This window comes from Rhizobium sp. NZLR8 (genome assembly GCF_019685025.1).
GTDB lineage: Bacteria > Pseudomonadota > Alphaproteobacteria > Rhizobiales > Rhizobiaceae > Rhizobium.
The window spans coordinates 465,996-484,711 of sequence record NZ_JABDVY010000001.1; the positions used below are offsets into that span (position 1 = coordinate 465,996).

An 18,716-nucleotide genomic window follows, 5' to 3' on the forward strand; every position below is an offset into this window, starting at 1 on the left:
GGGGGAACCGAGCATGAAAAAGCTAATAATCTCAACGCTCTTTGCTTCGATGATGGCGGGCACGGCCTTTGCCGACACGACGCTGAAGCTCGTCGAAGTCATCACCAGCCCGGAGCGCACCGAAACGCTGAAATCGATCGTCGGCAAGTTCGAAGCCGCCAATCCCGGCACCAAGGTCGACATCATTTCGCTGCCCTGGAACGAAGCGTTCCAGAAGTTTGCGACCATGGTATCGGCCGGCGATGTGCCCGATGTGATGGAAATGCCCGATACCTGGCTGTCGCTCTATGCCAATAACGGCATGCTCGAAAGCCTCGAGCCCTATCTCGCAAAGTGGGAGCACACCAAGGAACTGACGCCGCGCGCGCTCGAACTTGGCCGCGACGTCAAGAAGACCGCCTATATGCTGCCCTACGGCTTCTATCTCAGGGCGATGTTCTACAACAAGAAGCTGCTTTCCGAAGCCGGTGTCGCAGCACCACCGAAGACGCTGGAGGAATTCACCGCTGCGTCCGAAAAGATCTCCAAACTGTCCGGCAAATACGGCTACTGCATGCGCGGTGGAGCGGGCGGCCTCAACGGCTGGATGATCTTTGCTGCCTCGATGGCCGGTTCGAACAAATACTTCAACGACGACGGCACCTCGACGATGAACAGCCCCGGCTGGGCCAAGGGCATCGAATGGATGGTCGATCTCTACAAGAAGGGTTATGCGCCGAAGGACAGCATCAACTGGGGCTTCAACGAAGTCGTCGCCGGTTTCTATTCCGGCACCTGCGCCTTCCTCGACCAGGATCCGGATGCGCTGATCGCCATCGCCGAACGCATGAAAAAAGACGATTTCGGCGTCATGCCGCTGCCGAAGGGCCCGGACGGCAAGTCCTTCCCGACCATCGGTTATGGCGGCTGGTCGATGTTTTCGACCAGCGGCAACAAGGATCTCTCCTGGAAGCTGATCGCCACCCTCGAAGGGCCGGAAGGCAATATCGAGTGGAACAAGCGCATCGGCGCCCTGCCGGCTTATACTGCGGCCGAGAAGGATCCCTTCTATGCCGGTGACCAGTTCAAGGGCTGGTTCGAGGAACTGGCGGACCCGAACACGGTACCGACGGTGATGCCGACCTACCTCGAAGAATTTGCCTTCTTCAAGGATTCGCTGGCGATCAAGACCTCGCAGCAGGCAATGCTGGGCGACATCTCGGCGAAGGATCTGGCCAACCAGTGGGCGGAATACCTGACCAAGGCGCAGCAGAAGTTCCTGACTAAGAAATAAGGATAGAGGGCTTTGTGGCAGAAGCCCCCTCATCCGCCTGCCGGCACCTTCTCCCCGCTGGGGAGAAGGGACGCGTGGCGGCGCCTCATTCCCCTTCTCCCCCAGCGGGGAGAAGGTGGCCCGTAGGGTCGGATGAGGGGGCTCCGGTCTCTCCATTCGGAAACGTCACCAATTCCCGACCGGTAAAGACAATGGAAACTGCAATCTGATGACCACTTCCGCCGATACGCTCGACATGCGTCGCGACCGCAGGCCATGGCTGCGTCGTCTTGCCGATGCTTCGGAGCCCTATCTCTACAGCGCGCCGTCGCTGATCCTGATCATCGCGGTGATGCTGGTGCCGCTGACGGTCGGCGTTTCCTATGCCTTCCGCGATATCCAGCTGCTCAATCCGTTTTCCGGCGGCTTCATCGGGCTCGATCATTTCCGCGAGCTTTCCACGGATCCTGCCTTCTATGGGGCGCTGCGGAACACGCTCTGGTGGACCGGTGCCTCCGTTGTCCTGCAGTTTACTTTCGGGCTCATCCTGGCGCTGCTGCTCGACAAGCCATTCCCAGGCCGGGCAATCGCCCAGGCGCTGGTCTTCCTGCCGTGGGCGGTGCCGTCCTTTCTCGCCGGCCTCAACTGGGCCTGGCTGTTCAATCCGGTCATCGGGCCGATCCCGCACTGGCTCTTCGCCCTCGGGCTGATGCATGAGCCGGGCAATATCCTTTCCGATCCCAATTATGCGATGTGGGGGCCGATCGTCGCCAATGTCTGGTGGGGCATTCCCTTCTTCGCCATCACGCTGCTTGCCGCCCTGCAGGCAATCCCGCGCGATCTCTACGAGGCGGCGTCGATCGACGGCGCCGGCTGGTTCCAGCGTTTCGGTTCGATCACCCTGCCGTTTCTGGCGCCGACGATCGCCATCACCGTGCTGCTGCGCACCGTCTGGATCTCCAACTTCGCCGATCTCATCGTCGTCATGACCAATGGCGGGCCGGCCGACCGCACGCAGATCGTTGCGAGCTACATCTTCACGACGGCGTTCAAGCGGCTCGATTTCGGTTATGCCTCGGCGATCGCCCTGGTGCTGCTCGGGCTGCTGCTTGCCTATTCGATGCTGATCATCCTGCTGCGGCAGACGCTGCTGAACAAGGATTGAGCCAATGAGACGATCCCTCATTCCCACCATCGCGCACCGTCTGGCAATCCTCTGCTATATCGCTTTCGCGCTCTTCCCGCTGTTCTGGCTGCTCAAGGTCTCGGTGACGCCGAACGACCTGCTCTATAGCGAAGGCGTGCGGATGTGGCCGTCGCGCACGACCTGGGAGCACTATGCCTTCGTGCTGCAGCACAGCGCCTTTCCGACCTTCTTCAAGAACAGCCTGATCGTCTCGACGTCGACGGCGGTGACGGTGACGATCTGCGCCTCACTCTCCGGCTACGCGCTGTCGCGGTTCAATTTCCGGGCCAAATACTGGATCGTCGCGCTGATGCTGCTGACCCAGATGTTTCCGCTGGTCATGCTGGTGGCGCCGATCTTCAAGATCCTGTCGCCGCTGCATCTGACCAACAGCCTGACCGGTCTCGTCATTGTCTACACCGCCTTCAACGTGCCGTTTGCCACCTTCCTGATGCAGTCCTTCTTCGACGGCATCCCGAGGGATCTCGAAGAGGCGGCGATGATCGACGGGGCGACGCAGTTCACGGCGTTTCGCCAGATCATCCTGCCGCTGACGCTGCCGGGGATCGCCGCCACGCTCGGCTTCGTCTTCACCGCCGCCTGGAGCGAGTTGTTGTTTGCGCTGATGCTGATCAACGGCAATGACGCGGCGACTTTCCCGGTCGGCCTTCTCACCTTCGTTTCGAAATTCTCGGTGGATTTCGGGCAGATGATGGCGGCGGGCGTCATGGCGCTCATTCCGGCCGGCCTCTTCTTCCTGCTCATCCAGCGTTATCTCGTCCAGGGCCTGACGGCCGGCGCGGTCAAGGGTTAAACAAATGGCATCGATCGATATCCAGAATATCCGCAAAGCCTATGGCCATGTGCAGGTGCTGCACGGCGTCGACCTCGAAATCAAGGATGGCGAGTTCGTCGTGCTCGTCGGTCCGTCCGGCTGCGGCAAGTCCACGCTGCTGCGCATGATCGCCGGGCTGGAGGAGGTCACATCAGGCGAGATCCGCATTGCAGGCGCCAGAGTGAACGAGCTTCATCCCAAGGACCGCGACATCGCCATGGTGTTCCAGTCCTATGCGCTCTATCCGCATATGAACGTCGCCGGCAATATGAGCTACAGCCTCAAGCTGCGGAAGACGGCGAAGGAGAAGATCGCGAGCGCTGTGGCTTCGGCCGCCGCCAAGCTTGGCCTCGATCCGCTGCTCGAACGGCGGCCGAAGGCGCTTTCCGGCGGCCAGCGCCAGCGCGTCGCCATGGGCCGCGCCATCGTGCGCCAACCGAAGGCCTTCCTGTTCGACGAACCGCTTTCCAACCTCGATGCGCGCCTGCGCGAACAGATGCGCGCCGAAATCAAGAAACTGCATGGCGACCTGAAGGCGACCTCGATCTACGTCACCCACGACCAGATCGAGGCGATGACGCTGGCGGACCGGATCGTCGCCATGCATGGCGGCGTCGTCCAGCAGGTCGGCAGTCCCCTGGAACTTTATGACCGCCCTGCCAATCTTTTTGTCGCCGGCTTCATCGGCTCGCCGGGAATGAATTTCCTCGAGGCGAGCTATGTCGAAGGCGGCGTCAAGCTGCAGGACGGCACGATCGTGCCGCTGGCAAAGCCGCTGCCGCTGGGAGACGGCGCCAAGGTGACGCTCGGCATCCGGCCGGAGCACGTGCTGATGACCAATGACGGGGCAGGACTTGCCACCGATGTCGAACTCGTCGAACCCACCGGTTTCGGCATCATCCTGCACCTTGCCCTGCACGGCCTGCCGTTCAAGATCTTCACGCTCGATCGCGAAGCGCTGAAGGCAGGCCCGAAGGTGAACGTGGCCTTCCCGGCCCAGTATCTGCACGTCTTCGACGGCGAGGGAAAGCGCATCGACTGAACGGCAATTCTCTCGCGTCGCGAGCGGAAAAATCTTTTGCCGCATCCTCCGCGAGGATTATATCTCTCGGGTGATCTTTCTGGATTGGATGCCATGACCGATACCGTTCTCGACCGCTTTCTCCGCTATGTCGTTATCGACACGCAATCCGATCCTGCCTCGTCGACGCAGCCGACCACCGAAAAACAGAAGGATCTCGGCCGGGTTCTGGTCGATGAACTGCTGAAGATCGGCCTTGCCGACGCGCATCTCGATGAACACGGTTATGTCTACGCGACCATTCCTGGAAATAGCGACAAGACGGTGCCGGTTATCTGTTTCTGCTCGCACATGGATACGGCGCCCGATTTCAGCGGCACGAATGTCAAGCCGCAGATCATCCGGAACTATGCTGGTGGGGATATCAGGCTTGCCGGCGATGCAAGCCGGGTCATCCGCGTTTCCGAGCATCCCGAGCTGAACAATCAGATCGGCAACGACATCGTCACGACCGATGGCACGACATTGCTCGGCGCCGACGACAAGGCGGGACTGGCGGAAATCATGACCGCGGCCCAGTTCCTTGTCGACAATCCAGCTCTCCGGCACGGGACGATCAAAATCCTGTTCACGCCCGACGAAGAGGTCGGGCGCGGCGTCAACAAGGTCGACCTCAGGAAACTCGGCGCCGACTTTGCCTATACGATGGACGGCGAGACCGCCGGCCATATCGAGGACGAGACCTTCTCGGCCGATGGTGTGGAGATCGGCATAGCAGGCGTGGCGATCCATCCGGGTTTCGCCAAGGATCGTATGGAGAACGCCATCAAGATCGCCGGCGCCATCATCGACCGGCTGCCGAGGGAGATGGCGCCCGAGACCACCGAGGGAAAGCAGGGTTTCATCCATGCGACAGGGGTGACCGGCTCGATGGAGAAGGCGTCGCTCAGCCTCATCATTCGCGACTTCACCGACAAGGGGCTGGTGGAAAAGGAAGCCATGCTCGAAGCCATCGTCAAGGAGGTCATGGCTGGCTATCCCGGCTCGACCTATCATTTCCAGGTCAAGGAGCAGTATCGCAACATGAAGGTGGTGCTCGACCGCCACCCGCAAATCGTCGACAACGCCATCGAAGCGGTGCGCCGGGCCGACATGACGCCAGTGCGCGGCAGCATCCGCGGCGGCACCGACGGCTCGCGCCTCTCCTTCATGGGTCTGCCATGCCCAAACATCTTCGCCGGCGGCCACGCCTTCCACTCGCCGCTCGAATGGGTCAGCCGCCAGGATATGGAAAAGGCAGTCAAGACGATCGTCGAGCTTGCCAGGGTCTGGGAAGAGCGCGCTTAAGGCACGCGTTCACTTCAAAATCGAAACTGGTTTAGCCGCCGTTCGCTGCAATGCTGCCGCGCAGCATGACGCTGTCATAGGCGGGGCGGGGAATGGGGATCGCGATCGGCATTCCCGGGTCGGGTTCGATCGAGGTTTCCGGCGAAGTCACCGGTGCGGTGATCTGCATCGGCATGGGATTTGCGATGGGCGCCATACGTGCTGTGGGCGCCATATTTATCGCCGATATCGTGCTCGCCGTCGCCAACGGATCCGGAGCCGGGAGAGGAACGGGAACAGCCGAGGGGATCAGCGCCTCGAATTGCGGCGGCAGCATGCTTTCGCCCGGTACATAATTCATCGCCACCTCATAGGCGGGCAGCGGCGGCGGTGTCTCGAGCATGCCGTCGGAGTCGCGCTTCTCGTAGAAGGCGTTGCCGCCGGCGACCGTCACATAATGCATGTTGTTGTAGGGGAATTTCAGCCCGTCGGTGTGGAAGAACATTGCATCCTTCACCGCCGGATGGCGTGCGCCCTTCAGGATCGCGTCGGCGGCGGTCGCCAGCTCGGTTTCGGCCTGCGGCTTGACTTCGCGCGTCATCACGCCGGGCGCAAACTGCTTTTCCTGGGCGACGACGCCGCAGATCGAAGGAGGATAGGCGCCGGAGGTGAGCCGGTTCATGACGACGGTTCCGACAGCCATATAGCCGTCCTCATCCGAATGCTGCGATTCGAAATACATCGCGCGCTGCAGGCAGTCGCGATCCTTGGTCGTATAATTGAAAGTGACCTTCGCCGCGTGAACCTGCTTGGTCTTCGCCGACGTTGCCGCCGGTTTCGATGTCGTCGTGCAGCCTGCGGCCGCCAGCCCTGCGAACAAAATCCCGATCAGGGATTTTCCAAAGGAAATCTCCGCCCTCAACGCCAGGTGCCTCCTGTGGGATTAGTCCTACTTTTTATCGTGAAAATCTTTTACTCGTCATGTGACTAAAATACAAACAACCATAGATCACAAAAAGCCAAATGGACTCTCGCGACATGAGAGTCCTGCAAGGAGCCGGGTCATTGGCGACAACCTCCATCAGCTGCGGAACAGCTTCCAGCGGGTCGGCTTGAAGGCCACGCGGTTGCGGTCGAGCCTGTCGGCCTCGCTCGGCGGCAGCTCGATCTCGATATGCGGGCGGTCATTGCCGATATCCAATTCGATATGGCGGGTACCGGCCACGCGGCGGCTGGAAACCGGCTGGCCGGCAATGCAGTTTTCAGCCGATTCGCAGAGCCTGACGTCATGCGGGCGGAAGTAGAGCTGCGCAGGGCCCTCCGGCTCACTATCGGCATTGAGGCCGAGCGAACGGCCTTCAAAGCGGATGTCACCATCGGAGATTTCGACCTGCAGGCAGTTCGACTGGCCGATGAAGCCGAAGACGAAGGGAGAATTCGGGTTGTCGTAGACCTCATCCGGCGTGCCGACCTGTTCGATCGCCCCCTGGCTCATGACGACGACGCGGTCGGCAAGCTCCAGGGCCTCGTCCTGGTCGTGGGTAACGAAGACGGTGGTGTGACCGGTGCGGTCATGGATATCGCGCAGCCATTTACGCAGATCCCTGCGCACCTGGGCGTCGAGCGCCCCGAAGGGCTCGTCGAGCAGCAGCACGTTCGGCTCGACGGCCATGGCGCGGGCAAGCGCCACACGCTGGCGCTGACCGCCGGAAAGCTGGGCGGGGTAGCGTTTTTCGAGACCGGAAAGCTGGACGAGGTCGAGCAGTTCCAGCGCTCGCTTGCGGATATCGGCCTTGGTGGGCCGCCGTGCGCTGTTCCTGACCTTCAGGCCGAAGGAGACATTGTCGAGCACCGTCATGTAGCGGAACAGAGCATAGTGCTGGAAGACGAAGCCGATATTGCGCTGCTGAACGGTTTTCTTCGAGGCGTCCTCGTCGCCGAAGAAGATCAGACCCTCCGTTGGGCTTTCGAGGCCGGCGATCAGCCGCAGCAATGTCGTCTTGCCGGAGCCCGAAGGGCCGAGCAGTGCGATGAGCTCGCCGGAGCGGATGTCGAGCGAGACATCGTGCAGCGCCGGAAAACGATCGAATTCCTTGCGGATGTTTTGAACGCGTACTTCCATTCCAAATCCTTCAGTGCCGCCGGCTGGCGGCGATTTCAGCGCTATAGCGCATTTCCAGCAGCGTCTTCAAAACAAGAGTGACGAGCGCCAGCAAGGCCAAAAGTGTGGCGACGGCAAAAGCGCCGGTGAAATTATACTCGTTATAGAGGATCTCCACCTGCAGCGGCATGGTGTTTGTCTGGCCGCGGATGTGGCCTGACACCACCGAGACGGCGCCGAACTCGCCCATGGCGCGGGCGTTGCAGAGCAGCACCCCGTAGAGCAGGCCCCATTTGATATTCGGCAGCGTCACGTGCCAGAAGGTCTGCCAGCCGCTGGCGCCGAGCGAAAGGGCTGCCTCTTCGTCGGCCGTTCCTTGTTCCTGCATCAGCGGGATCAGCTCGCGGGCGACGAAGGGGAAGGTGACGAACATGGTGGCGAGGATCAACCCCGGCACCGCAAACAGGATCTTGATGTCATGAGCGCTGAGCCACTGGCCGAGCCAGGTATTGGCGCCGAACAACAGCACGAAGACCAGGCCCGATATGACGGGTGAGACCGAGAAGGGCATGTCGATCAGCGTCGTCAGAAAGGCCTTGCCCTTGAACTCGAACTTGGCGATCGCCCAGGCGGCGGTGACCCCGAAGACGAGGTTGAGGGGAACGCTGACGCCGGCAACGATCAGTGTCAGGCGGATCGCCGAGAAGGTCTCGGCGTCTGCGAGCGCCTGGAGGAACGGGCCGGCACCCTTGCGGAAGGCCTCGACGAAGACGGCCGCGAGCGGCAGCAGCAGTATCAGCAGCAGGAAGACCATCGAGACGATGATCAGCGTGCGGCGCGCGATCCGGTTTTCGGTGGTCACCGAACGCAGCTTGACCGGTTGAACGGTTGACTCAAGCGCCATAGCCGTACCTCCGCCTGCTCCAGCTCTGGATGAGGTTGATGACGAGCAGCATGGCGAACGAGATGATCAGCATGATCGCCGCAATGCCGGTCGCTGCCGCGTAATTATACTCTTCGAGTTTGATGATGATCAAAAGCGGTGCGATCTCCGATTTGAACGGCAGGTTGCCGGCGATGAAGATGACCGAGCCGTATTCGCCGACGCCGCGGGCAAAGGCGAGCGCAAAGCCGGTGAGCGCGGCAGGCGCCAGCCCCGGCAGCAGCACGCGGAAAATCGTCTGGAAGCGATTGGCGCCGAGCGTTGCGGCTGCTTCCTCGACCTCCTTGTCGATTTCCTCCATGACCGGTTGCACCGTGCGCACCACGAACGGCAGGCCGACGAAGATCAGCGCCACGACGATGCCGGCCGGGGTGAAGGCGATCTTGATGCCGAGCGGCGTCAGAAACTGGCCGATCCAGCCATTCGGCGCATAAAGCGTCGTCAGTGCGATGCCGGCAACGGCGGTCGGCAGCGCGAAGGGAAGGTCGACCATGGCATCGATGATGCGTTTGCCGGGAAAGCGGTAGCGCACCAGCACCCAGGCAAGCAGGACGCCGAAGACGGCATTGACGATCGCGGCGATGAAGGCGCTGCCGAAGCTGATGCGCAGCGCGTTCAGCGTGCGCGGATCGAGCGCGATCGACCAGAATTTCTCCCAGCCGAGCGCGCTCGACCGGACGGCAAGGCCCGAGAGCGGGATGAGGATCAGAAGGGTGAGCCAGGTCAAGGTAAAGCCGAGCGTCATTCCGAAACCCGGAATGACGCTCGGCCGCCTGAACCGCCACCGCGTGGGGCTATGTGCTTTCATGAAGTCTATTATTGGGCCGGCTTGTAGATCTGGTCAAATACCCCGCCGTCGCCGAAGAATTTCGGCTGCGCTTCTTTCCAGCCGCCGAAGTCGTCGATGGTCGCGAGCGTCAGCTTCGGGAAGCGGGCTATGTCGGCCGGATCGGCGGCTTCCGGCTTGATCGGCCGGTAATAGTGCTTGGCGGCGATCTTCTGGCCTTCGTCCGAATAAAGGTAGTTGAGATAGGCTTCGGCGACCTTCCGTGTACCCTTCTTGTCGACATTGCCGTCGACGATGGCAACCGGCGGGTCGGCGCGGATCGAGAAGCTCGGCGTCACGATCTCGAACTGGTCGGGACCGAGTTCTTCGAGCGAAAGATAGGCTTCATTTTCCCAGGCAAGCAGCACGTCGCCGAGGCCGCGCTGGACGAAGGTGGTCGTGGCGCCGCGCGCGCCGGTGTCGAGAACTGGAACGTGCTGCAGCAGTTTCGCAACATAATCCTGCGCCTTGGCTTCGTCGCCGCCATTCGCCTGTTTGGCCCATGCCCAGGCAGCGAGGAAGTTCCAGCGGGCGCCGCCCGATGTCTTCGGGTTCGGGGTGATGACCTGCACGTCGTCCTTGACCAGGTCGCCCCAATCCTTGATGCCCTTCGGGTTGCCCTTGCGCACGAGGAAGACGATCGTCGACGTATAGGGCGTCGAATTATTGGGGAATTTTGTCTTCCAGTCGGCCGGGATCTTGCCGGTCGCCTTGGCGATGGCGTCGATATCACCTTCGAGCGCCAGGGTGACGACGTCGGCGTCGAGACCGTCGATGACGGAGCGGGCCTGGGCGCCGGAACCGCCATGCGAGGCTTGGATCGTCACGGTTTCACCGCTGTCCTTTTGCCACTTGGCAGCAAAGGCAGCATTGAAATCCTTATACAATTCGCGAGTCGGATCATAGGAAACGTTGAGCAGCGTCTGATCCGCGAAAGCGGGAGCAATGCTCCCGATCGCGAAGCTGCCCGCCATGACCGCGGCCGCGAGGAGCCGGGTGAGCCGTTGTGTCTGCATGGGAACCCTCCTGTTTTCTGTCTTAACTCTATCAAGTCAGTCGTATAATGAAACAAAGGTTCTTCCGGTTCCGGCCCTGCCGTTAGAATGTCATTCCATTTGAGGGGTGATTTTGAAATAGACGTGTCGAAGTTGGCCGCGGCCAATTCGTTGCCGCCGCCGTCGGCCGCGGGACCGTGTTTTTTTCGCCACAGTTCCTCCACTAAAGCGCCGTGGTGCTGCTGATTTTTGCCCAGATTTTGCCGCGATGACACTTGCGGATTCCTATATGGCCCCCGTGCGGTCGTATTCTCCGACCGCTACGTGGGGGCATCCCTTGAAATGCGCCTCGCATTCCAAACCTGTTAGGGCCATTCAAAATGAATATCAGAACTATCCTTTTTGCCTCCGTTGCCGCCCTTGCCGCGGCCTCCGGAGCCCGCGCAGCCGACGCCATCGTGGCGGCGGAACCCGAGCCCGTGGAATATGTTCGCGTTTGCGACGCCTACGGTACCGGCTATTTTTATATTCCGGGGACGGAAACATGCCTTTCGATCGGCGGCTACATTCGTACCGAAGTGCGCTTCGGTAAGCAGATCTCCGGCGATTCCGACGTAGACTTCTGGACTCGCGGTCAGGTCACCTTCCAGGCCAAGAACGACACCGAGTACGGTACGCTCACCGGCGTCATCACGCTGCGTTACAATGTCGACAATGCCACCGACCAGGAAGCATTGCTGGATGAAGGCTATATCGATATTGCCGGATTCCGCGTCGGTAAGCTGTACAGCTGGTGGGATGACGACATGAGCGGCGAGACCGATACGCTCGCCAGCAACGAGACGACCCACAACTCGATCCGTTATCAGTACGAGTCCGGCGCTTTCGCCGCCGGCATCTCGGTCGACGAACTGGAAGACGACTACGCCACCAAGCCGGGCGACGGTCCGAACAATTTTGGTGTCGCAGGCCAGGTCTCCTACAAAGCCGGCGCCATCAGTGCTTACCTGCTTGCCGGTTATGACACCGACACCAGCGAAGTCGCGGTCCGTGGCATCGTTTATGCCGACATCGGCCCGGGCACGCTCGGCATTGCCGGCGTATGGGCAAGCGGCGCCAACTACTACTACGAAGAGTCCGAATGGACGATCGCAGCAGAATACGCCTTGAAGATCAATGATAAGTGGTCGGTCACCCCCGGCTTCCAGTACTTCGAAAATATCGCTCTCGACGCTGACGGCAACGGCTTCAGCGGCGGCAGCGCCTACACCACCGGCGTCACGATCGACTACCGTATCGTTGACGACCTCAGGACGAAGCTCAGCGTGCAATATCACGATGAGGACGAAGGCGACGACGAAGTGTTCGGCTTCCTGCGCTTCCAGCGCGATTTCTAGCGCATAACCCCGAAAATCGTCATCGATTTTCGGAAAGGATTATGCGCCAGTTCAAAGCGTTAGAGCGTCCTTAGCGCGTCCTTTCGGACGCGCGGCGCTCTAAGATAGTCTGATTGCAGACGAGGAGGCGCGACCTTTGGGCCGCGCCTTTTTCATACCCTGGAATCGGCGATGAAATCGGAATAGAATTCGTCGACCGTCCTTGCCTTGCGCATGGCGGCAAGCACGCCGTCCGATTGCAGCCGCCGGGCGATGGCGGAAAGCACGTTCAGATATTCACCGCGATTGTTTTCCCCGAAGAGCAGCACGAAGGCGATGTCGGTCGGGATATCGTCGATCGCCTCGAAATCCAGCGGCTGGGCGAAGCGGAGGAGAAGGCCGCGCGGGCTGGTCATGCCGTCGATCGCCGCATGCGGAATGGCGATACCGTTGCCGATCCCCGTGGAGCCGAGCTTCTCGCGCGTTTCAAGCGCTTTCAGGATGGTCTGGCCGTCGACAGAGAAGGCCTTGGCCGCCTTATCCGCTATACCCTGCAGCGCGCGCCATTTCGTCGGCGCCGACACGCCGAAGAAGGTGTGCTCCGGTCGGATGATGTTGGGAAGGTTCATGTCATTCTCTATGCTGTCTGGGCTCGATGCTGTTCTGGTTCGTTCGGGCAGCGGGAGGGAAGGGCGTTCAGTCCGGTTCCCTGAGCCGGTAGCCGACGCCGGTCTCGGTGGTGATATAGTGCGGCTGGTCGGGAATCTGCTCGACTTTTTGCCGCAGCTGCCTGATGTAGACGCGCAGATACTGCACATCCGCCGCCGGTCCCCATACCTGCTTTAGAAGAAACTGGTGTGTCAGCACCTTGCCCGCGTGCTGGGCGAGCACCCGCAGGATGTCGTATTCCTTCGGCGACAGCTTTATGTCCTGGCCGTCGACCTTAACGATACGCTTGACCAGATCGATCGACAGCCCGCCCGTCTGAAAGATCGCCTTTTCGCCCTGCTGCTGCAGGCGGTGGCGCAGCGCCACGCGAATGCGGGCGCCGAGTTCGTTGACGCCGAAGGGTTTGGTGACGTAATCGTCGGCCCCGCTTTCCAGCGCCTTGACGATGCCGGCCTCGTCTGTGCGGCTGGAAAGGATGACGATGGGCATGGAATGCCCTTGGTCGCGCCACTCCTGCAGCAGGTCGTGGCCCGATGTATCGGGCAGGCCGAGGTCGAGCACGATGAGGTCGGGCATGGCGTCGGCGACCGACTGACGGGCGTTGGCCGCGTTGGCCGCCTCCTGTACCTCGTAACCCTGCGCGGTCAGGCCGACGCGGAGCAGCTTGCGGATCGGAGGCTCATCGTCGACGACAAGGATTTTGACGGTTGAGCCGCTCATCAAAGTTCATCCAGTTTCGGAATGTCGGTGGGTTTTGGCAGGCGGATGGTGAAGACCGCGCCTGGGCGGCCCGGCCGGTTGCTGGCGGTAATCGTGCCGCCCATCGCCTCGATGAAGCCGCGGCAGATGGAAAGGCCGAGGCCGGTGCCGGCGCGCACCTGATCGCCCTTGCGCACACGATAGAAGGTGTCGAACACACGGTTGAGATCGGCCGGCGGGATGCCCAGGCCTTCGTCCACGACCTGCAGAACGACGTAATCGGCATCCGCCCAGCCCCCGATGTCGATCACCGATCCCTCGGGCGCGTATTTTGCGGCATTGTCGAGCAGGTTGAACATCACCTGCTCGAACAGGACAGGATCGACACGCACCATCGGCAGGTCGGCGGGGATATGCATCTCGGTTTTGTGGCGCTCGAGGATCTTTGCGGCGCGACGGAGTGCGCTGCCGGCGATATCGCCGGCATAATGCAGCGCATGGTTCGGTTCCATCGCGCCGGATTCGATCTTGGTCATATCGAGCAGATTGGCGATGAAGCGGTTGAGGCGCTCGGATTCGTCGACGACGGTGGCAAGCAGGTCGCTACGATCCTCCTCCGGCATCGAGGCAAAATAGTCGCGCAGCGTGCCGGCGGCGCCGAGGATGGCGGCAAGCGGTGTCTTCAAGTCGTGCGAGATCGAGGTGAGCAGCGCCGAGCGCAGCCGGTCGGCTTCGGCCGCGAGCCTTGCCCGATCGACATCGGCGACAAGCTGGACACGCTCGATGGCAAGGGCCGCCTGGTCGGCCAGTGCATCGAGCAGCCGCTGCTGCTCGGGTGTCAGCAGCGGCCCGTCGCGGCGGTCGCTGTCGAGGCCGATGACGCCGACGGCGGTGCGCCCGGTTCTGAGCGGTACGTAGAGGCGTTTGGCGCCGGGCAGGGTATCGGCGCCGCGACCGGCGGCGTGATTGTGTTCCCAGGCCCAGCGAGCGGCGGCGATATCGGCATCGTCGAGCGTATCGTCGGGTGGGTAGCCGGCCTTGACGGCGATGCCGCCCTCTTCCGGCAGCAGCAGCACGACGCGGACCTTCAGCATCGAAGCGAGCTGGAAGGCGGTCGCCCAGAGGACGTCGTCGAGCGTGCCGGTGCCGGCGAGCTTTTTCGAGAAGAGATAGAGGTCTTCGGTCGTGCGCGCCCGCTGCCTCGCGGCGGCGGCCTGGCGCTGCACGGTCGCGGTCAGGTTGCTAGCGATGATGGCGACGCCGAGGAAGAAGAACAGGGCCAGCACGCTTTCCGGATCGCTGATCGTCAGCGTGTAGCGCGGCGGCAGGAAAAAGAAATTGAAGGACAGTGCGCTGAGGATGCAGCTGTAAAGTGCCGGCCGCAGGCCGTGAAGCACGGCGGAGGTCAGCACCGCCATCAGGAAGACCAGGGCGAGGTTGCGGACGTCAAGCACCTGGTCGAGCACGACGCCGACGCCGAGCGCAATAGCGACATAGACGGTCGCCAGCAGGTAGGCTCTGAAATCCAGTGGCGGTGCGATGGCGGCCGCCCTGACCCCGCGCGCGGTGGTGCCATCCTTCTCGCTGCCTGAGATGACATGGACGCTGATCTCGCCTGTCTTGCGGATCAGTTCGTCGGTGATCGAGCGGTTCCACCAGTCGCGCCAGGTCGGCTTCTTCGGGGCGCCGATGACGATGTGGGTGACGTTGTTGGCGGTGGCGTGGCGGACGAGTTCTTCGGCCACCTCGCGGCCGGGAAGGGTGATCGCCTCGCCGCCGAGCTGTTCAGCAAGGCGCAGGGTGGCGGCGACGGTATCGCGCTCGGCTTCGCTGAGATTGATCGAGCGGTTGGTCTCGATATAGACGGCCGCCCAGGGGGCGCGCAGCCGCGAGGCCATGCGGGCGGCGTAACGCACCAGCGAGGCGGAGCGCGGGTGATGGTCGACCGAGACGAGGACACGTTCGCCCGCCGCCCAGGGGCCTGAGATGGCGTGGGCCTGCATGTGGGTCAGCAGTTGGTCGTCGACGCGCTGCGCCGTCTTGCGCAGCGCCAGTTCCCTGAGCGCCGTCAGGTTGCCGGGGGTAAAGTAGTTGGTCAGCGCCCGCTCGGCGGTGCGCGGCATGTAGACCTTGCCGTCGTGCAGACGCTTAATGAGATCGTCCGGCGTCAGATCGATGATCTCGACGTCATCGGCAATGTCGATGATGGAGTCCGGCACCGTCTCGCGCACGCGGATGCGGGTGATTTGCGAGACGACGTCGTTCAGGCTTTCGACATGCTGGATGTTCAGCGTCGTATAAACGTCGATGCCGCGATCGAGCAATTCCCTGACGTCGAGGTAACGTTTCGGATGGCGGCTGCCCTCGGCATTGCTATGGGCGAGTTCGTCGACCAGCACGAGATCAGGCCGGCGGGCGAGGATTCCGTCGAGATCCATCTCCTGGAGCAGCCGGCCCCTATAGTCGATTTCGACGCTGGGAATGATTTCGAAACCGGCGACGAGCGCCTCGGTCTCCTTGCGGCCGTGGGTCTCGACGACGCCGATGACGACATCGAGGCCATCGGCGATCTTGGCGCGGCCGGAGATCAGCATCTCGTAAGTCTTGCCGACGCCCGGGGCGGCACCGAGAAAGATCTTCAGACGGCCGCGCGTTTCCGCCCGGGCTTTTTCGAGAAGCGCATCGGGCGATGGCCTGCCGGCCTGGTCGCGATTGTCGTCTGGCATGGGTGTGGTCTTTCATGTCGGCGAGGCTTGCTCCACTTTCCCTCATTGCTGTGACGAGCACAGCAATGAGGGAAAGGCTGTGGCCCGCCTACCTTCACTCAGTCATAGAAGCATCAAGCCGCTGGTTCAACGCCAGAACATTGACGGTGGGCTCGCCGAGAAGGCCGAGTTCACGGGCCTGAACGACGCCGTCGACCAGCGCCTTGACCTTGGCCTCGTCCAGGCTTCGCGCCTTGGCGACGCGGGTCACCTGGAAGTAGGCCGCCTCCGGCGAAATATCGGGATCGAGGCCGCTGCCCGACGCGGTGACGAGGTCGGCGGGCACCTCCGAATTCGGGTTCGCCGCCTTGGCGGTCTCGTAATCGTCTTTGACGCGGTCGATCAGTTTCTTGCTGGTCGGGCCGAGGTTCGAGCCGCTGGAGGCAGCGGCATTATAGCCGTCGCCGGCAGCCGAAGGGCGGCCGTGGAAATACTTGTCGCTGCTAAAGGCCTGGCCGATCAGCGCCGAGCCGATCACCTCACCGTTCTTCTCGATCAGGCTGCCGTTCGCCTGGCTGGGAAAGAGGGCTTGGGCAGCACCGGTCATGGCGAGCGGATAAAGAAGCCCGGTGATGGCGGTGGTGGCGACGATCATGACGACGGCCGGGCGAAATTCTTTCAACATTGTTGTTACTCCTTGGAGTGTTTCAGGCGAGGCCGAGGGCTGCGACGGCCATGTCGATCGCCTTGATGCCGATGAACGGGACGATGATGCCGCCGAGGCCGTAGATCAGCAGGTTGCGCGATAAGAGCGCGCCTGCGCCGATCGGACGATAGCGCACACCTTTCAGCGACAGCGGGATCAGCGCGACGATGATCAGTGCGTTGAAGATGATCGCCGAGAGAATGGCGCTTTGCGGCGTCGAAAGCCCCATGACGTTCAGGACGCGGAGCTGCGGATAGAAGGTCAGGAACATCGCCGGGATGATGGCGAAGTACTTGGCGATGTCGTTGGCGATCGAAAACGTCGTCAGCGCGCCGCGCGTCATCAACAACTGCTTGCCGATCTCGACGATCTCGATCAGCTTCGTCGGGTCGCTGTCGAGATCGACCATGTTGCCGGCCTCGCGGGCGGCGACCGTGCCGGTGTTCATGGCGACGCCGACATCGGCCTGGGCGAGCGCCGGCGCATCGTTGGTGCCGTCGCCGCACATGGCAACGAGCTTGCCCTTGGCCTGTTCCTCGCGCATCAGCGCCAGCTTCATCTCCGGCGTCGCCTGGGCAAGGAAGTCGTCGACGCCGGCCTCGGCAGCGATGGCGGCTGCCGTCAGCGGGTTGTCGCCTGTGATCATCACGGTGCGGATGCCCATGCGGCGCAGCTCGGTGAAGCGCTCGCGGATGCCGCCCTTGACGATGTCCTTCAGCTGGATGACGCCGAGCAGCCTGCCGTCGCGGGCAACGGCCAGCGGCGTGCCGCCCGATTTGGCGACCTCGTCGGCGGTCGACTGCAGTTCGCGCACGACCTCGCTGCCATTCTTTGAAGGCGCGTCGCCATTGACATAGGTCAGCACGGCATCGACCGCACCCTTGCGGATCGAGGCGCCTTCAAGATCGACGCCGCTCATGCGGGTCTGGGCGGTGAAGGGCACGAAGGTCGCCTTGAGGCTCGCCATGTCGCGGCCGCGGATCGCATATTTCTCCTTGGCGAGCACGACGATGGAGCGTCCCTCAGGCGTTTCGTCGGCCAGCGAGGCGAGCTGGGCGGCATCGGCGAGATCCTGTTCGGAGACGCCGCGAACCGGGCGGAAACTCGTCGCCTGGCGATTGCCGAGGGTGATCGTGCCTGTTTTGTCGAGCAGCAGCGTGTCGACATCGCCGGCGGCCTCGACGGCGCGGCCGGACATGGCGAGCACGTTGAAGCGGACCAGGCGGTCCATGCCGGCAATGCCGATTGCCGACAGCAGCGCGCCGATCGTCGTCGGGATCAGGGTGACGAAGAGGGCGACGAGCACGATGATCGGGATCGAGCCGCCGGCATAGATGGCAAAGCTCGGGATCGTCGCGGTGGCGAGCACGAAAATCAGCGTCATGCCGGCCAGCAGGATGTTGAGCGCGATCTCGTTCGGCGTCTTCTGGCGTTCAGCGCCTTCGACCAGCGCGATCATACGGTCGATGAAGGTCGAGCCGGCCGCCGCGGTGATACGGACACGGATCCAGTCGGACAGCACTTGGGTGCCGCCGGTCACCGCCGAGCGGTCGCCGCCGGATTCGCGGATGACGGGGGCGGATTCGCCCGTGATCGCCGCCTCGTTGACAGAGGCCACACCTTCGATGACTTCGCCGTCCGAGGGAATGATGTCGCCAGCCTCGACGAGCACGACGTCGCCGACCTTGAGGCTGGTGCCCGGCACCATGCGGTAGTCGCTGCCATTGTTGGCAGTCAGCAGCTTGGCCTGGGTCTCGGTGCGCGCCTTGCGCAGCGAATCCGCCTGCGCCTTGCCGCGGCCCTCGGCAACCGCCTCGGCGAAATTGGCAAACAGCACGGTGAACCAGAGCCAGAGATTGATCTGGAAGGAGAAGCCGAGATTGCCGTTGCCGGCCGCGAGGTCGCGCAGGAAAAGCACGGTGGTCAGCACCGAGACCGTGGCCACGACGAACATGACCGGATTTCTGGCAAGTGCCCGTGGGTCAAGCTTCTTGAAGGCGGCGCCCATGGCCGGAATGAGAATGCGACTATCGACGATACTCGCGGATTTTGCCTGGCTCATAAGAGGCTCCAGCT

At 62.2% G+C, this 18,716-nt stretch carries 16 protein-coding genes; 6 read left to right on the plus strand and 10 right to left on the minus strand.

All coding sequences use genetic code 11. From position 1 onward, the window contains the following. Nucleotides 1-13: 13 nt before the first annotated feature. The 5 genes from HJB89_RS02225 (at nucleotide 14) to pepT (ending at nucleotide 5,641) form a co-directional block, all read left to right on the plus strand. The gene (locus HJB89_RS02225; RefSeq protein WP_207585572.1) at nucleotides 14-1,273 is read left to right on the plus strand and encodes a sugar ABC transporter substrate-binding protein; all 1,260 of its coding nucleotides are present in this window, start codon (nucleotides 14-16) and stop codon (nucleotides 1,271-1,273) included. A gap of 208 nt (nucleotides 1,274-1,481) precedes the next feature. After that, a complete protein-coding gene (locus tag HJB89_RS02230; protein ID WP_207585573.1) occupies nucleotides 1,482-2,417 on the plus strand; it encodes a carbohydrate ABC transporter permease in 936 nt (311 codons plus the stop codon). 4 nt (nucleotides 2,418-2,421) lie between these two features. Beyond that, entirely contained in the window at nucleotides 2,422-3,252 is an 831-nt protein-coding gene (locus HJB89_RS02235) for a carbohydrate ABC transporter permease (protein ID WP_207585574.1), read from the plus strand. A 4-nt stretch (nucleotides 3,253-3,256) separates the two neighbouring features. Next, nucleotides 3,257-4,315, plus strand: a complete 1,059-nt coding sequence (locus tag HJB89_RS02240; protein WP_207585575.1) for an ABC transporter ATP-binding protein — start codon at nucleotides 3,257-3,259, stop codon at nucleotides 4,313-4,315. A gap of 93 nt (nucleotides 4,316-4,408) precedes the next feature. Then, nucleotides 4,409-5,641, plus strand: coding sequence for a peptidase T (gene pepT / locus HJB89_RS02245; protein ID WP_221115665.1), 1,233 nt, complete (start codon nucleotides 4,409-4,411; stop codon nucleotides 5,639-5,641). A gap of 31 nt (nucleotides 5,642-5,672) precedes the next feature. On the opposite strand, the gene HJB89_RS02250 is transcribed toward pepT, so the two are convergent. The 5 genes from HJB89_RS02250 to HJB89_RS02270 all read right to left on the minus strand — a co-directional run bounded on the left by HJB89_RS02250 (nucleotide 5,673) and on the right by HJB89_RS02270 (nucleotide 10,506). Beyond that, a complete protein-coding gene (locus tag HJB89_RS02250) occupies nucleotides 5,673-6,542 on the minus strand; it encodes a cell wall hydrolase (protein ID WP_221115666.1) in 870 nt (289 codons plus the stop codon). A gap of 159 nt (nucleotides 6,543-6,701) precedes the next feature. Beyond that, the gene (locus tag HJB89_RS02255; protein WP_221148825.1) at nucleotides 6,702-7,742 is read right to left on the minus strand and encodes a sulfate/molybdate ABC transporter ATP-binding protein; all 1,041 of its coding nucleotides are present in this window, start codon (nucleotides 7,740-7,742) and stop codon (nucleotides 6,702-6,704) included. Between the two features lie 10 nt (nucleotides 7,743-7,752). Continuing rightward, nucleotides 7,753-8,625, minus strand: coding sequence for a sulfate ABC transporter permease subunit CysW (gene cysW / locus HJB89_RS02260; RefSeq protein WP_207585579.1), 873 nt, complete (start codon nucleotides 8,623-8,625; stop codon nucleotides 7,753-7,755). After that, complete coding sequence (gene cysT, locus HJB89_RS02265) at nucleotides 8,615-9,472, minus strand: sulfate ABC transporter permease subunit CysT (RefSeq protein ID WP_207585580.1); 858 nt, start codon at nucleotides 9,470-9,472, stop codon at nucleotides 8,615-8,617. The genes cysW and cysT overlap by 11 nt, the downstream gene beginning before the upstream one ends. 8 nt (nucleotides 9,473-9,480) lie before the next feature. Continuing rightward, nucleotides 9,481-10,506: a sulfate ABC transporter substrate-binding protein gene (locus HJB89_RS02270; RefSeq protein WP_207585581.1), complete on the minus strand. Its 1,026-nt coding sequence runs from the start codon at nucleotides 10,504-10,506 to the stop codon at nucleotides 9,481-9,483. 359 nt (nucleotides 10,507-10,865) lie between these two features. Between HJB89_RS02270 and HJB89_RS02275 the strand changes: the two genes are divergently transcribed. After that, complete coding sequence (locus HJB89_RS02275; RefSeq protein ID WP_207585582.1) at nucleotides 10,866-11,882, plus strand: porin; 1,017 nt, start codon at nucleotides 10,866-10,868, stop codon at nucleotides 11,880-11,882. A 152-nt stretch (nucleotides 11,883-12,034) separates the two neighbouring features. Here the strand turns inward: HJB89_RS02275 and HJB89_RS02280 are convergent, their stop codons facing one another. The 5 genes from HJB89_RS02280 to kdpB form a co-directional block, all read right to left on the minus strand. Beyond that, nucleotides 12,035-12,490, minus strand: coding sequence for a PTS sugar transporter subunit IIA (locus HJB89_RS02280; RefSeq protein WP_221148826.1), 456 nt, complete (start codon nucleotides 12,488-12,490; stop codon nucleotides 12,035-12,037). 67 nt (nucleotides 12,491-12,557) lie between these two features. After that, entirely contained in the window at nucleotides 12,558-13,250 is a 693-nt protein-coding gene (locus HJB89_RS02285; protein ID WP_207585584.1) for a response regulator transcription factor, read from the minus strand. Beyond that, complete coding sequence (locus tag HJB89_RS02290) at nucleotides 13,250-15,955, minus strand: sensor histidine kinase KdpD (RefSeq protein WP_207585585.1); 2,706 nt, start codon at nucleotides 15,953-15,955, stop codon at nucleotides 13,250-13,252. Before HJB89_RS02290 ends, HJB89_RS02285 begins: the two co-directional genes overlap by 1 nt. A gap of 94 nt (nucleotides 15,956-16,049) precedes the next feature. Further along, nucleotides 16,050-16,619, minus strand: coding sequence for a potassium-transporting ATPase subunit KdpC (kdpC, locus tag HJB89_RS02295; protein WP_221115667.1), 570 nt, complete (start codon nucleotides 16,617-16,619; stop codon nucleotides 16,050-16,052). A 22-nt stretch (nucleotides 16,620-16,641) separates the two neighbouring features. Continuing rightward, nucleotides 16,642-18,702 (minus strand): potassium-transporting ATPase subunit KdpB, encoded by a 2,061-nt coding sequence (gene kdpB / locus HJB89_RS02300; RefSeq protein ID WP_221148828.1) that lies wholly within the window; start codon nucleotides 18,700-18,702, stop codon nucleotides 16,642-16,644. Between the last annotated feature and the right edge of the window lie 14 nt (nucleotides 18,703-18,716).

Bases quoted from the DNA above. Each gene is read 5' to 3' on its own strand.
- HJB89_RS02285 (WP_207585584.1), bottom strand. From the start codon at position 13,250: ATGAGCGGCTCAACCGTCAAAATCCTTGTCGTCGACGATGAGCCTCCG.
- HJB89_RS02235 (WP_207585574.1), top strand. From the start codon at position 2,422: ATGAGACGATCCCTCATTCCCACCATCGCGCACCGTCTGGCAATCCTC.
- HJB89_RS02290 (WP_207585585.1), bottom strand. From the start codon at position 15,955: ATGCCAGACGACAATCGCGACCAGGCCGGCAGGCCATCGCCCGATGCG.
- cysT (WP_207585580.1), bottom strand. From the start codon at position 9,472: ATGAAAGCACATAGCCCCACGCGGTGGCGGTTCAGGCGGCCGAGCGTC.
- HJB89_RS02230 (WP_207585573.1), top strand. From the start codon at position 1,482: ATGACCACTTCCGCCGATACGCTCGACATGCGTCGCGACCGCAGGCCA.
- kdpB (WP_221148828.1), bottom strand. From the start codon at position 18,702: ATGAGCCAGGCAAAATCCGCGAGTATCGTCGATAGTCGCATTCTCATT.
- pepT (WP_221115665.1), top strand. From the start codon at position 4,409: ATGACCGATACCGTTCTCGACCGCTTTCTCCGCTATGTCGTTATCGAC.
- HJB89_RS02255 (WP_221148825.1), bottom strand. From the start codon at position 7,742: ATGGAAGTACGCGTTCAAAACATCCGCAAGGAATTCGATCGTTTTCCG.
- HJB89_RS02275 (WP_207585582.1), top strand. From the start codon at position 10,866: ATGAATATCAGAACTATCCTTTTTGCCTCCGTTGCCGCCCTTGCCGCG.
- HJB89_RS02270 (WP_207585581.1), bottom strand. From the start codon at position 10,506: ATGCAGACACAACGGCTCACCCGGCTCCTCGCGGCCGCGGTCATGGCG.
- kdpC (WP_221115667.1), bottom strand. From the start codon at position 16,619: ATGTTGAAAGAATTTCGCCCGGCCGTCGTCATGATCGTCGCCACCACC.
- HJB89_RS02225 (WP_207585572.1), top strand. From the start codon at position 14: ATGAAAAAGCTAATAATCTCAACGCTCTTTGCTTCGATGATGGCGGGC.
- HJB89_RS02280 (WP_221148826.1), bottom strand. From the start codon at position 12,490: ATGAACCTTCCCAACATCATCCGACCGGAGCACACCTTCTTCGGCGTG.
- HJB89_RS02240 (WP_207585575.1), top strand. From the start codon at position 3,257: ATGGCATCGATCGATATCCAGAATATCCGCAAAGCCTATGGCCATGTG.
- cysW (WP_207585579.1), bottom strand. From the start codon at position 8,625: ATGGCGCTTGAGTCAACCGTTCAACCGGTCAAGCTGCGTTCGGTGACC.